The organism is Nonomuraea sp. NPDC050394, from assembly GCF_044459065.1.
In the GTDB taxonomy this organism is placed as follows: domain Bacteria; phylum Actinomycetota; class Actinomycetes; order Streptosporangiales; family Streptosporangiaceae; genus Nonomuraea.
In genome coordinates this window covers 639,818-653,448 of record NZ_JBITIO010000002.1, presented here as the reverse complement: position 1 = coordinate 653,448, position 13,631 = coordinate 639,818, and the positions used below count along the sequence as shown (strand labels likewise).

At 70.3% G+C, this 13,631-nt stretch carries 11 protein-coding genes; 9 read left to right on the top strand and 2 right to left on the bottom strand.

Going from position 1 to position 13,631, the window contains the following annotated elements:
* Positions 1-6 precede the first annotated feature (6 nt).
* From ACIBKY_RS11085 to ACIBKY_RS11065, 5 genes are read left to right on the top strand one after another with little or no spacing between them, the layout of a single operon-like run.
* A complete protein-coding gene (locus ACIBKY_RS11085; protein ID WP_397096362.1) occupies positions 7-1,608 on the top strand; it encodes a tryptophan halogenase family protein in 1,602 nt (533 codons plus the stop codon).
* Positions 1,605-2,159 carry a flavin reductase family protein gene (locus tag ACIBKY_RS11080; RefSeq protein WP_397096360.1) on the top strand — a complete coding sequence of 185 codons (555 nt, stop codon included), beginning with the start codon at positions 1,605-1,607 and terminating at the stop codon, positions 2,157-2,159. The genes ACIBKY_RS11085 and ACIBKY_RS11080 overlap by 4 nt, the downstream gene beginning before the upstream one ends.
* Positions 2,156-3,862 (top strand): amino acid adenylation domain-containing protein, encoded by a 1,707-nt coding sequence (locus ACIBKY_RS11075; RefSeq protein ID WP_397096359.1) that lies wholly within the window; start codon positions 2,156-2,158, stop codon positions 3,860-3,862. The genes ACIBKY_RS11080 and ACIBKY_RS11075 overlap by 4 nt, the downstream gene beginning before the upstream one ends.
* Positions 3,859-4,590, top strand: a complete 732-nt coding sequence (locus ACIBKY_RS11070) for a thioesterase II family protein (protein WP_397096357.1) — start codon at positions 3,859-3,861, stop codon at positions 4,588-4,590. The genes ACIBKY_RS11075 and ACIBKY_RS11070 overlap by 4 nt, the downstream gene beginning before the upstream one ends.
* A 2-nt stretch (positions 4,591-4,592) precedes the next feature.
* A complete protein-coding gene (locus ACIBKY_RS11065) occupies positions 4,593-5,780 on the top strand; it encodes a cytochrome P450 (protein WP_397096355.1) in 1,188 nt (395 codons plus the stop codon).
* Positions 5,781-5,874: 94 nt separating this feature from the next.
* Here the strand turns inward: ACIBKY_RS11065 and ACIBKY_RS11060 are convergent, their stop codons facing one another.
* Complete coding sequence (locus tag ACIBKY_RS11060; RefSeq protein WP_397096353.1) at positions 5,875-6,645, bottom strand: LmbU family transcriptional regulator; 771 nt, start codon at positions 6,643-6,645, stop codon at positions 5,875-5,877.
* Positions 6,642-6,884, bottom strand: coding sequence for a hypothetical protein (locus ACIBKY_RS11055; protein ID WP_397096352.1), 243 nt, complete (start codon positions 6,882-6,884; stop codon positions 6,642-6,644). The genes ACIBKY_RS11060 and ACIBKY_RS11055 overlap by 4 nt, the downstream gene beginning before the upstream one ends.
* A gap of 416 nt (positions 6,885-7,300) precedes the next feature.
* Here ACIBKY_RS11055 and ACIBKY_RS11050 point away from each other — a divergent pair, with 416 nt between their 5' ends.
* The 4 genes from ACIBKY_RS11050 (at position 7,301) to ACIBKY_RS11035 (ending at position 13,572) form a co-directional block, all read left to right on the top strand.
* On the top strand, positions 7,301-7,459 hold the full coding sequence (locus ACIBKY_RS11050; protein ID WP_397096350.1) for a hypothetical protein: 159 nt from the start codon (positions 7,301-7,303) through the stop codon (positions 7,457-7,459).
* A gap of 7 nt (positions 7,460-7,466) precedes the next feature.
* On the top strand, positions 7,467-9,659 hold the full coding sequence (locus tag ACIBKY_RS11045) for a TOMM precursor leader peptide-binding protein (protein ID WP_397096348.1): 2,193 nt from the start codon (positions 7,467-7,469) through the stop codon (positions 9,657-9,659).
* Positions 9,660-9,676: 17 nt separating this feature from the next.
* A complete protein-coding gene (locus ACIBKY_RS11040) occupies positions 9,677-11,200 on the top strand; it encodes a SagB family peptide dehydrogenase (protein WP_397096346.1) in 1,524 nt (507 codons plus the stop codon).
* 86 nt (positions 11,201-11,286) lie between these two features.
* A complete protein-coding gene (locus tag ACIBKY_RS11035) occupies positions 11,287-13,572 on the top strand; it encodes a sensor histidine kinase (RefSeq protein ID WP_397096344.1) in 2,286 nt (761 codons plus the stop codon).
* Positions 13,573-13,631: the final 59 nt, after the last annotated feature.

The window sequence follows — 13,631 nt, the reverse complement described above, 5'->3', positions numbered from 1 at the left end:
GTGAACATGTTCCAGGACAACCGGGTGCGCAATGTTGTCATCCTCGGTGGTGGCACAGCCGGCTGGATGACCGCGTCCTATCTGGGCAAGGCGTTGCAGCGCACCGTCAAGATCACCGTTTTGGAGGCGCCCGCCATCCCGCGGATCGGCGTGGGTGAGGCCACCGTGCCCAACCTGCAGCGCGCCTTCTTCAACTACCTGGGGATCCCGGAAGACGAGTGGATGCGCGAGTGCAACGCCAGCTTCAAGGTGGCGGTCAAGTTCATCAACTGGCGCACGCCGGGGCCGAGCTCGCCGGCGCCGCAGCCGCTGGACGGGCGTACCGACCAGTTCTTCCACCCCTTCGGCCTCCTGCCGTCGGCCGACCAGATCCCGCTGTCGCACTTCTGGGCAGCCAAGACGCTCAAGGGCGAGACGCGCGAGCCGTTCGACTACGCCTGCTTCAAAGAGACGGCGATCATGGACGGCAACCTCGCGCCGCGCCACACGGACGGCAGCCCGGCCACCTACTACGCCTGGCACTTCGACGCCCAGCTCGTCGCGGGCTTCCTGCGCAGGTTCGCGACGGAGAAGCAGGGCGCCGAGCACGTCGAGGACGAGATGACCGAGGTGCTGCGCGACGAGCGCGGCTTCATCACGGCGCTGCGCACCGCGGGTGGACGGCTGCTGGAGGGCGACCTGTTCATCGACTGCTCGGGTTTCCGCGGGCTGCTGATCAACCAGGCGATGGGCGAGCCGTTCATCGACATGAACGATCACCTTCTGTGTGACAGCGCCGTGGCCACCGCGATCCCGCATGACGACGCCGCCCACGGCGTCGAGCCCTACACCTCCTCGATCGCGATGTCGTCGGGATGGACGTGGAAGATCCCGATGCTGACCCGCTTCGGCACCGGCTACGTGTACTCCAGCAAGTTCGCGACACGGGACGAGGCGACCGAGGAGTTCTGCGGGTTGTGGGGCCTGGACCCCGAGAACACCAAGCTGAACCACATCCGCTTCCGGGTGGGGCGCAACCGGCGCGCGTGGGTGCGCAACTGCGTCAGCATCGGGCTGGCCTCCTGCTTCCTGGAGCCGCTGGAGTCCACCGGGATCTACTTCATCTACGCGGCCATCCACCAGCTCGCCAAGCACTTCCCCGACCGCACGTTCGACCCCGTGCTGAGCGACTGCTTCAACCGCGAGATCGAGGAGATGTTCGACGACACCCGGGACTTCCTCCAGGCCCACTTCTCCCTCTCGCCGCGCACGGACACGCCCTTCTGGCGGGCGACCAAGGAACTGGAGCTGGCCGACGGCATCAAGCGGAAGATCGCCATGTTCAAGGCGGGACTCCCGATCAACCTGCCGATCACCGACGAGCGGGGCTACTACGGCAACTTCGAGGCCGAGTTCCGCAACTTCTGGACCAACGGCAGCTACTACTGCATCTTCGCCGGCCTGGGACTGCGGCCAGGCAAGCCGCTGCCCGCGCTGACCTACAAGCCCGAGGCGGCGGAAGCGGCCGACGCCCTGTTCGCCGACGTCAAGCGCCATCAGGCAGAGCTCGCCGCCGCCCTGCCCACCAACTACGAGTTCTTGCGGCAGATGCACGGAGCGCGCCGATGAACGGCAACGAGCTGAGAGTCTTCGAAGAGCCCGTGGCGTCGGCGGCCGAACATCGCGCGCTGATGAGCAGGTTCCCCACCGGGGTCGCCGTGATCACCGCGCTGGACGCGGCCGGTGTTCCGCAGGGCATGACGTGCTCGTCGGTGACCAGCGTCACGCTGCACCCGCCGACGATCCTGGTGTGCCTGCGCATGGGCAGCGCCACGCAGTGCGCCGTGCGTCAGAGCGGCGCCTTCGCCGTGAACCTGCTGCACGCGGAGGCGCGTGCCACGGCGGAGCTCTTCTCCGGGCCCGCGCCCGACCGGTTCGGCGCGGTGCGCTGGACCCGATCGGAGTCCGGGCTGCCCTGGCTGGCCGACGACGCCTTCGCGATGGCCGAGTGCCAGGTGAGCAGGGTGCTCAGGCACGGCGACCACGAGGTGATCTTCGGACGGCTGGTGGGCGTGGTCATGAGGCCGGGAACGCCGCTGCTGCACGGCATGCGGTCGTACTCGGTGTGGCGGCCGGCGTTCCTGGCCGGCCCGGCGGACGTGGAGGAGATGAGCGCATGACGGTCTACGCCGATCTGGCGCCGATTTTCGACGCCATGGACAGGTGGGCGGCCATCCGCCCGTCCGGCACCGCGGTCCGGGCGCCCGATGGGAGCATCACCTTCGCGCAGCTCGCCGAGCACACCCACGCGATCGCGGGAACGCTGGCCGCCCACGGTGTGGGACCCGGCAGCCAGGTGGGGCTGTGCTTCGGCCGTGGCCGCCTGTCGCTGCCCGCGCTGCTGGCGACCTGGTGGACGGGGGCGACAGCCGTACCGCTGGACGAACGCCATCCGACGGACCGGCTCAGTTTCGTCCTGCGCGACTCCGGCGCGCAGGTGGTGCTGGGCGACCGCGTCCCCGCGGGCGTCATCCCGCAGCGGTGCGAGGTGCTGCCCTCCGGCGCCGTGACCGCCGCGGGTCCGGCCCCGCGCCGGATCAGCCCGCACCCCTCCGGCACCGCTTACATCATCTACACCTCGGGCACGACGGGCTGGCCGAAAGGGGTTGAGGTGCCCTACCGGGGCCTTGCCGCCTTCGTGGCCGCGCTGGCCACGCTCGACCTGCCCGTGGGCGGGACGGGTGTCAACGCGGTGTCCCCGGCGTTCGACGGCTGGTTGTGGTGCGCGCTGCTGTATCTCCTCAACGGCCAGTGCATGACGATCGCCGGCGACGACCCCGCCGAGACGGTCGCCACCGCCCGGCCCGGCGTGGTGTGCCTGACGCCGTCCCTCCTGCTGGCCTGCGCCGGGGAGGTGAGCGCGGCCGAGGTGGTGGTGGCGGCGGGCGAGCCGCTCCCCGCCGCGCTGGCCGCCCGCTTCACCGGCAGGATGCTCAACGTCTATGGGCCGACGGAGACGACCATCGCGGCCACCTGCGCCGACACGGCCGGAGGTGACGACGTGACGACGATCGGACGGCCGCTACCCGGCTACACGGTCCACCTCCTGGACGCCGATCTGCGCCCTGTCGCGCCCGGCGTCCCGGGGGAGTTGTTCATCGGCGGGCCCGCCGTGGCGTCCGGCTACCGCCACCGTCCGGACCTGACCGCCGAGCGGTTCCTCCCCGACCCGTTCACCGCCGACGGCGCCCGGCTCTACCGCACGGGCGACCTCGCGCTGCGACGGCCCGACGGCCTGCTGGAGTATCGCGGACGCTGTGACGAGCAGGTGAAGATCCGCGGTTTCCGCGTGGAGCTGTCGGAGGTGGAGCGGGTCGCGGTGGAGACCGACGGCGTGCGCGGGGCGGCCGCCTACGTGCTGCCCGGCCGCGACGCGCTCGGGCTCGCGCTGGTGGTGTCCGCTGAGGAGTGCCTGGAATCGGTGCGTACGGCCTGCGCCGGCCGCCTGCCCGCGGCCGTCGTCCCCGCACAGGTGACGGCGATCGAAGCGCTTCCCACCACCCCCGCGGGCAAGGTGGACCGCGCGGCCCTCGCCCTGATGACCGCCGCCAGGGCGGCTCACGGAAGGCCACCGGTCACGCCGAGCGAGAGGGTCGTGGTCGAGGCGTGGGACGCCCTGCTGCCGCAGCCGGTGCGTGACGTCGACGCCGACTTCTTCGACCTTGGCGGTCACTCGCTGCTGGCCGCGCGCGCGGTGGCGGCGCTGCGCAAGGCGACCGGGGTCCGGCTCACGATCAAGCAGTTGCTGGCCAGCCCGACGGCGGCCGGCGTGGCCGCCGAACTGGACCGGCTGGGCGCGGCCCCGGCGGAGGAGGTGTCGTGAGCGGATCCTGGCTGGTGCCCTTCCACCAGGGAGCGCCGCGGCCGGTGACCCTGCTGTGCCTGGCCCCCGCGGGGGCCGGTTGCGGGCAGTACCGCTCCTGGCAGGCCGTGGCCGGCGAGGAGGTCTCCGTCGTCGGCGTCCAGCTTCCCGGCCGGGAGAGGCGCTGGGCCGAACCCCCGGCGATCGGCGTGACCCAGGCGGTCACCGCGGTTCTTGAGGAGCTGAAGGCGACGCTGCCGCCGGACGGCTCGCTGGTCGTGTTCGGCCAGAGCTTCGGCGGCCTGCTCGGCTATGAGATCACCCGCAGGCTGGGCCTGGAGTACGACCGCTGGCCCCGCGCTCTGGTCGTGGCCGGCTGCCGCCCGCCCCACATGTGGGTGGGCGCCGGTCGCGGCCTGGCCGACGACGGCGCCGAACTGGCCAAGCTGCTCGACGTACGCGCCCTGGACGAGGACGACCTCGACGAGGACAGCCGTGAGCTGATGCTCGACGTCCTGCGGCAGGACGCGCGGCTGTCGCTCACCTACGACCATCACGCCGCGGCCATCCCCTCCACGCTGGAGGCGTGGGGCGGCGAGAGCGACGCCACCGTCACCTCCGCGCACCTCGACGGCTGGGGCGCCTACGCCGCGGCCGCCTTCCGCAAGCGGATGTTCCCCGGCGGACACTACTTCTGCCTCGACCGGACGGGCGAGGTCGTCGCCGGGCTGAGGCGGCACTGGAGCTGACCATGAAGGTGAATCTCAAGGACCCCGGCCTGTTCAGCCGGGGCACGTTCTGGCCGGTGCTGGCGTGGTTGCGGGAGAACGACCCGGTGCACTGGCACGAGGAGGACGACGGTCCGGGGTTCTGGGCGGTCACCCGCTACCACGACATCGTGAGCGTCTACACCGACCAGAGGTCCTACAGTTCCCGCTACGGGATGCGCCTGGACAGCGACCCAGGGGCGGTCGCCGCCGTCGCGCAGCGCATGCTGATCGTCTCCGATCCGCCCGACCACACCCATCTGAAGAGCGTGCTGGCCAAGGAGTTCGGCCACGCCGAGGTGCCGCGCCTGCACGCGCTGGTCGAGCGGGTCGTGCGGGAGGTCGTGCGCGAGGCGGTGGCCCAGGGCGAGATGGACTTCCTGGAGGTGGCCAAGCAGATCCCGAACAACGTGGTGTGCGCGCTGATGGGCATCCCGCGCAGCGAATGGGACTGGGTGGGCACGGTGACCACCGAGGCGTTCGAGGGAGACGACGAAGAGACACGCGCGGGCGCGCACGGCGAGATCTTCCTGTACTTCACCGAGCTCCTCGCAGAACGCAGGAAGAATCCCGGCCCCGACTTCGTCAGCAGGATCGCCGCCGAGCGCAGGAGCACGGGCCGGGGCGCGCAGCGGCCGCTCACCGATGAGGAGATCGTCTTCAACTGCAACGGTGTGCTGGCGGGCGCCAACGAGACCACCCGCTACTCGGCCGCCGGCGGCGTGCTGGCGCTCATCGAGCGTCCCGACCAGTGGCGGCTCCTGCGTACGGCGGGGCCGGCCGGGGTGCCGGACGCCGTCGAGGAGGTCCTGCGGTGGACGGTGCCCGGCGTGCACGCGCTGCGTACCGCGGTCAAGCCCACCAAGATCGGCAACGTGCGCATCGCCGTGGGGGACCGGGTGACCCTCTGGAACGTCTCGGCCAACAGGGACGAGGCGGTGTTCGAGCACGCCGATGAGTTCCGCGTCGGCCGCTCGCCCAACCGGCACATCACCTTCGGCGCCGGCAGGCACCTGTGCCTGGGCGCGCGGCTGGCCCGCCTGGAGCTGAAGGTCTTCTTCGAGGAGCTGATCGGCCGGGTCGGCCGGGTCGAGGCGGCCGGTGAGCCGGTCTTCAACGCCTCCAACTTCACCTGGGGCCTGCGCAGCCTGCCCGTGCGCCTGCTGCCGTGAGCGTCCGGGGGCCTCCCCCGGACGCTTTCCCATGCGTACGGCAAGAGGCCCCGCCATGTCTCCGGAGAGCTCATGGCGGGGCGGACCCTGATGATCATGACATGGGGCGTTCGCCGCCTGACATCACGAGCACCTCGCCTGCCGCGACGGGAGCGGCGTCATCGGATAGGGCGGGCGTCAGCACGATCATCCCGTCACCGGCCGGAAGGGCCAGTTTGCTCGCGCGCCGCTCGGGCAGGAGCAGCAGATCGGCCATCTGGTCCAGCACCATGGTCATCCAGTCGTGCAGGTTGTGCCGGGACGCTCCGGCGGCCTGCTGCCAGCGTTCCTCTCTGGTCTGGTCGATGTGCAGCGTCACCGAGGTCTCGGCCGGACGCACGCGGGCGCCCACGCTCCGGTTGCGCAGCTGCCGCCGGAGCTGGTTACGCGACCAGCGGTTCTGCTCCGCCAGGTCCAGCCACTCGTCCTGCTCCTCGGGAGGCAGCGAGGCCAGCTCCGCGTGGTGCTGGAAGCTGAGCCTGTCCCTGCGGCGGTTCATCGGGAAGCGGCGTGCCACCCAGGCGTAGTTGCGCAGCGTCTGGCAGTTCAGTGACGTGCCGGCGACGGCCCGCTGGTACCGGTCGGGGTAGACCCGCTCGCCGTAGTTGATCCAGTCGCCGAGCCACCAGGTCGACGAGTCGGTGATGAGCGCGATCTGCTTGCCCAGCCGTTCCCAGGAGGAGAACGGCATCGCCTGCGGAAGGACCAGGCCGACGCGTTTGGTGAGGGCGGTGCCGTCCACGCCGAGCTTGCTGGGCGCGGCCTCCGGTTTGCGGCCCGGTACCTCTGCGCCTCTGGGCCGCGGTGTGCGCGTCGTCTCCATCATGGGCCGTTCCTGTGTGAGACGGGCAACGGCTCCCAGGGGCCGTAGGCGACGGTGATGGCGCGTGAGACGACCTGGGCCGCTGACTCGCCCATGGCGGCCATCTCACGGTGCGCGCACTCGGCCGCCTCCCTGTCCATGCCGAAGTCCTCGATGGTGGTGTGCTGCTGGTCGGTGAACATCACGGCGTATTCCAGGTAGCTGCCGATCACTTTGTGGGCTGGATCCAGAATTTGCGTCATGGCCTTCCTAAGCTTTGTGTTCACATGGTTATCGGCGGCACCGGGAAACGGGCGCTACCTATTTGTTTGAATGGGGTGCGCGAGGCTGCCGGGCCGGGGGTGGTCACGGCAGCCTCCGGGCGCCGAACGGCCTGGTCGCTAGTAGGGGAGCGGTCTGCCGCTGGGGGTGCGCAGGTCGAGCTGCCGGCCCACGCGGACTCGGGGCGGTCTCCGCATCTGAGATCTGATCATCGCCTTCCCTCCATTTCTGGTGATTCTTCGCACAGAGTAGAATTTTGAAGGCGACGGATCGACGCAATGGATCACGTGTGCAGAGTGAAATATTCATATCGGACAAATGATGCATTAACTAGGAATGCTGGCGTTCGTGACTAATGATCTGGCTGTTCGGATTAGCTCCTCGACAAGGAGAAGTCATGATCGCTTCTGCCGTCCCCGCCACCGCCGACGTGCGGGCAGACTGCCACCTCACCGCGCTCGCCACTCCGGACGTGCCCGCGGGATGGGCGGGGGACCTCATCATCGACGACCTGGTCAACTCGGTGCGCCCGGCATGGCCCACCTTCACCGAGTGAGGCGGCCATGGCGGACAAGGCGGACCAGACGCTCCTCGGCTTCAAACGGCACCTGCGGGTGGACGTAGTCCCGGGCGAGGCGGTGTACGTGTCGTCGGCGAGGGGCACGACCGCGCTGGAAGGAGCCTTGATCCACAGGCTGGCGCCCCTGCTCGACGGCACCCGCACCGTGGCCGAGATCCGCCGGGCGATGGCGCCCTGGGCCTCCGCGCCCAGGCTCGGCCACATGCTGGCCCAGCTCACCCAGGCGAATCTCGTGGGATTCCAGAGCGCCTCGAAGACAGCGGCCGACGCGTACTGGGACCTCGCCGGCCTCGACCGGGCGGGGCTCAAGGCCGCGTCCACGCCGGTCGCGGTGATCACGCTCGGTGGCGAGGCGCCGGCCGCCGCCGAGGCGTGCCGGGCCGCCGGGCTGACCGTGGCGCCGGACGAGCACGCCGGCGCGTTCCTGGTGTTGTGCGCCGACTACCTCGATCCGAGGCTGGCCGAGGTCAACACCATGCGGCTGGCCGACGGCAGGCCCTGGCTGCTGGCCGCCACCCGCGGCCCCGACATCTGGATCGGCCCGGCCTTCGAGCCGGGAACGGGCCCGTGCTGGGAGTGCCTGGCCGAGCGGCTGCGCAGGCACCGCTGTCCCGGCACGCACTGCCCGCCCGAGGCGTCCCTGGCCCCGACCCGCGCCCTCGGCCTGCAACTGTCGGTACACGAGCTGACCAAATGGCTCGCCGGAGCGTCCAACGGCCTGCGCGACGGGATGTGGACGCTGGACACCCTGGACCTGAGCTTGACGCGCCATCCCATCACGCGCCGCCCGCAGTGCGGCGCGTGCGGCGCGCACGACGCGAGCGTCGTGCGCGTGGCCGCCACCACCGGCCGGTCCGGGGGCAGCGCACCCGGCAACAGCCATCGCGCGATGTCACTCGAGGACGTGTGGGACGCCTACCACCACCTCGCCGACCCGGTGACCGGGATCACCGACCCCATCCGGCGCGACCCGCGCTGCCCGCGGTTCGTCCACAGCTACCTGTCGGGCAGAAACCTCGCCCTCGCCGGCGACGGGCGCGGCGGGCTGCGCCAGTGGAGCGGCGGCAAGGGCCGCACCGACCTGGAGGCGCAGGTCAGTGCCCTTGGCGAGGCGGTGGAGCGATACTGCGGCACACGACTCGGCGACGAGCGCGTCATCCTCGGCACGTTCGGCGACCTGCGCGGCGAAGCCGTTCACCCCGACACCTGCCAGCTCTTCCACCCGAGCCAGTACGCCGACCGGGACCGGTGGAACGCGCGCGCCATGCCGTTCCAGCGGATCCCGGAACCCTTCGACGAGCGCGCGGTCATCGAGTGGACCCCGGTTCGCTCGATCATGACGGGAGCAGAGCGGCTGCTGCCCACGGACCTGCTCTACTTCAACGGCGGAAGCGGCGTTCCATCCCTCAGGGCGACCTCCAACGGCAACGCCGCGGGCGCGAGCCTGGAGGACGCGGCCGTCCAGGGCTTCCTCGAACTCGTCGAGCGCGACGCGGTGGCACTGTGGTGGTACAACCGGACACGGCAGGCGGCGATCGACCAGATCTCCCTGGACGACCCGTTCATCGCCGAGGTCTTCGACGGCTACGCCGGGCTCAACCGCGCCGTGTGGCTCCTCGACCTCACCTCCGACCTGGAGATTCCGGTCGTGGCGGCGATCTCGCAGCGGACCGACAAGCCCGCGCGGGACATCATGCTCGGGTTCGGCGCCCACTTCGACTTCCGCATCGCCGTACGGCGGGCGCTCACGGAACTCGGCCAGCTCCTGTCCGCGGTGATCGACGCCAAGCCCGACGGCAGCGGATACCCGCGAACCGACGCGCACATCCGGCGCTGGTGGCAGGAGGCGACCACGGCGAACCAGCCGTATCTCCTGCCCGACCCGGACCAGCCGTCCAGGCGCTTCACCGGCGGCGGCGAGGCCGGGCACGGTAGCCTGAACGCCGGCCTCGACCGCATGCGCGCCGTCGCCGAGCGCCGCGACCTGGACATCCTCGTGCTCGACCAGACGAGGCCCGATGTCGGTATGCCGGTCGTCAAGGTGGTGGTGCCCGGCCTGCGGCACTTCTGGGCGCGCTTCGCCCCGGGCCGGCTGTACGACGTCCCCGTGAGGCTCGGGCGCCTCGGCCGTCCGACCGCTTACGCGGAGCTCAATCCCATCCCGCTGTTCCTTTAACCCAGGAGACATCGACCATGGCTGCCGGATTCGGGGACGAGGCGACACCCTCGGAGCTCCACGTGTTGTGGTCACTCCGTGAGGACGTCCACCTCGAAGCCGCGGCCGAGAGCGGGTCCCTGCTGGTGCACAGCCGATGGGGCGACATCGAGGTGGTCCAGCCGGACGAGGCGGTGTTCGACGCGCTGCGGCGGATGAGCCTGGGGCCGACGCACCTGGAGAACGTGATCAGCGGCGAAGCCGAGATGGCCGACCTCCTTCGCCTGCTGCAGCGCCTCGAACCGCTCGTGGTCCGCTCCCTGAGCGTGGACCGGGAGCAGCCGCTGGTGTCCGTGGTGCCGCTCACGCACCATTCCCGTTTCCATGTGACCCCGATCGCCGCCGACGTGCCGATCCGGCTGTCCAGGTTCGCCGTCATCAGCACCAACGGCAGGGACTACCGGCTCGAATCGCCGCTGGCCCTGCACCGGGTGATCCTGCACAGCGCGGATGCCATGGGCCTGGTCGGCCATCTGCGGCGGCCGACCAGGCCCAGCGCGATCCGTGCGGCTTCGCCGTACTTTGATGCTTTCGTCGCCTATCTGGCGGCGGCGGGGATGGTCGTGCGCGCGGAACGCGTCGAGGAGTTCCGCCCGGTGGAGTTCGCCGAGGACACCGACGACATGCTGGTCTCGTGGTCACCCGTCGACCTGCTGTTTCACAGCCGTTCCACGCTGGGCAGGCACGATCGCGACTTCGGCGCGACCTATCCGGGCGGAGACCGGCCCGGCGTCGAGCCCGTGGTCGTCTCGCGCGGTGACAACGGTTTCGTCGGGCTGTATCGGCCCACGTGGGAGGCCCTGGTGGCGGCCGACCCGCCGCTCAGCGCGGCGGTGGAGGCGGTGGACGAGGCGCACTTGAGCGCCGGCCCGATCACGGCGCGCGAACTCGGCGAACTGCTCTACCGGGTGGCCCGGGTGCGCTCGCTGAGTGGCTCTCCATACTCCCCGGAGGAGACCAGCGACCGTCCGTATCTGAGCATCGGGTCCGGCTATGAGCTGGAGCTTTACGTCGCGGTGCGCGACTGTACCGGAATTGACGAGGGCATATATCACTACGACCCGCTGAATCACGGACTAAGGGCGCTGGCGGGCGAAATACATCGGGTCGAAGCCGCTCTGGAGAATGCGCGGCTGGCGGCCGGAATGCATCGGCAGCCGCCCGTTCTGGTCATTATCACCGCGCGTTTCCGTCGCGTGTCCTGGAAGTACAGCGGGCTCAGTTACGCCTCGGTTCTGAAGAACGTCGGCATGCTCAGCCAGACGCTGTCGCTGGTGGCAGCGGGGCTGGGACTGGGGACGTATCCCCTGGAAAGCCTGGACATCGAGTTGTGGGCGGAAGCATTGGGCGCCGACTGGCGGGCCGAATCAAGCGTGGGAGGCCTTGTGCTCGGGAGAAAGCTGCCGGCGAAAGACGCCACGGCAATCGGTTGGCATCAAGTGAATGACGCGCACTGGGCGGATCTGGCACGCCGATTGGTACACCCCGATGAGGGACCTTGAATGGCATATGGTGACAATATAGACTCGCCTGGCTAAACCCCGCGTACATGTCAGGAATGCGGCCGGGTCGCGGAGAGGGCATGGCGATGGGCGCGCTGTTACACGATCGGGAGAGTGTGCGGCTCGAACCTGTGGAGCCGCGGGCGCGCCGCACGGCACGGGTCGTCACCGCCGTCGTCGCGGTCGGCTACGCCACCAACTCGCTGGTCACCGTTGTGGTCGGCGGCCTGCGCGGGATGGTCCTGCTCGCGTTCCTGGGCTGCCTGAGCGTCGTCGTCACCCTGCAACTGGCCCATTCCCATCCCGGCGCGCTCGCCTGGCCACGATGGGTCCGCTCCGTCACGCTCCTGGCGCAGGTGGTCGCCACCTTCGCGCCGGCCGCGTGGGTGGGGCCGCAGTTCGGCGCCGCCGCGGGCTTCGTCGCCGGCTCGATGCTGCTGGTGATCCACGGCCGTGCGAGATGGGTTCTCTATGCCGCGGTGGCGGCGGGGGTGTTCGTCGCGGCGCTCCTGCAGCACCAGGGATGGCAGGCGCTCAACCTCGCCTACGCCGTGCACTTCACGCTCCTGACCGGCCTGATGCTGTACGCGGTCGGCTCCCTGTCGGGGATAGTCGCCGAGGTGAGCGCCTCCCGCGGCGACCTGGTGCGGATGGCGGTCGTCCAGGAGCGCCTGCGGGTCGCGCGCGATCTGCACGACCTCGTGGGGCACGACCTCTCCGCCATCACCCTCCGCTACGAACTGGCCTACCGCCTGCTGCCCGCTGCCCGCGCGCGGGCAGCGACCGAACTGCGCGACGTCCTGGATGTCGTACGGCGGGCCACGGCCGGAGTCCAGGGCGTCGCCGGGGGCCGTGGCCGGATCTCACTGTCCACGGAGACGAGCGCCGCATTCGACACGCTGTCGAGCGCCCAGATCGAGGCGAGGATCAGCGTCCCCGACATCACGCTCGACGGACGCCTGGACGAAGTCATGGCGGTCGTCCTGCGCGAGGGCATCACCAACGTGCTGCACCACAGCAAGGCGCAGCAGTGCCAGGTCGAACTGGTCGCCGAAGGCGACACGGTCCGCCTCCGGATGTCCAACGACGGAGTGGACACCGTGCCCGAGGACCTGACCGGCCGCGGCTGCGGCCTGGGCAATCTGGCCGTCCGCCTGGCAGAGGTCGGCGGGCGCCTGGCCACCAGAAGCCAGGGCGAGTGGTTCCACCTGACGGTCGAGGCCCCGGCGCGAGGGCAGGCCACGGCCGCCGACCGCCACCAGCCGGACACTTCCCCGCGAGAGCGCTGGCCGCGCGGAGCCGGCCCCGCGGAGCGGTGGGGGCCGAGGGCGGCCTCGGCCATCGTTCTCCTGGTGCTGTCCGGTTACGCGCTCACCATCGTGCTCAACATCGTCTGGACGGGGCCGAGCGTGGCCGGCGCGCTGGGGGCCGCGGCGTGCGTGGTGACCATGCTGGCCCTGCAACTGCTGCTCACCTTCGGGTTCCTGCGCACGCCCTGGGCACGCAGGGCCGCGATGGCCGGGCAGGCCGCCGTCACCTTCCTGCCGCTGCTCTGGTTGCACGCCCCCTGGGGCAGCATGGCCGGGTTCGTCGCGGGAGCCGTACTCCTGGAGCTGAGAGGGGTGCTGCGGTGGGTGCTGTACACCGCCCTGGGGGGTGTTGTTCTGACGCTGGCGGCGCTGACCGGAGGCAGCGTCGCCTGGCTGACCATCTCCACCCTGCTCACCGGCCTCATCGTGTACGGCGTGAGCTGGCTGATGACCCTGGTGAGGGAGGCGCACTCCGCGCGTACCGAGCTGACGGACGAGGCCGTCGAACGCGAACGCCTGCGCATGGCACGCGAGCTCAACGAGGTGCTCGTGGACGGCCTGTCTCAGGTGGCGCTCAGGGGCGTACTGGCCTGCCGCCTCCTGAACGTGGCCCCGGAGCGGGCGCCGGCGGAACTCGAGGGGATCCTGGAACTGCTCAGGCGCATGCTCGCCGACGTGCGCAACGTGGCCAGCGACTATCGCAACCTCTCCTTCACCGGCGAACTCGACTCCTCCCGGGCCATCCTGGCCGCCGCCGGGATCGAGGTCACGATCGACCTTCGCGGCCGGACCAGCGATCAGAAGACCGACGCCGTGCTGGCGACCATGCTTCGCGAGGCCGTCACCAACATCCTCCGGCACAGCACCGCCCGCCACTGCGTCATCACCAGCGAGCAAGGCTCGCTCACCATCAGGAACGACGGCGTGGATCCGTCATCGGGCCAGCCCGCGGTGCAGGACCAGCGTGGGCTGGGTGACGTGGCGCGGCGCCTGGACGGCGTCGGCGGGCGGATGACGGCCGGTGTCGCGGACGGATGGTTCCAGCTGACCGCCTTCCTGTGAAAGTGCCGCAGGCAGGTTGCCGTATACGCTGATGCTTATACGCTCCATGAAATGGAATG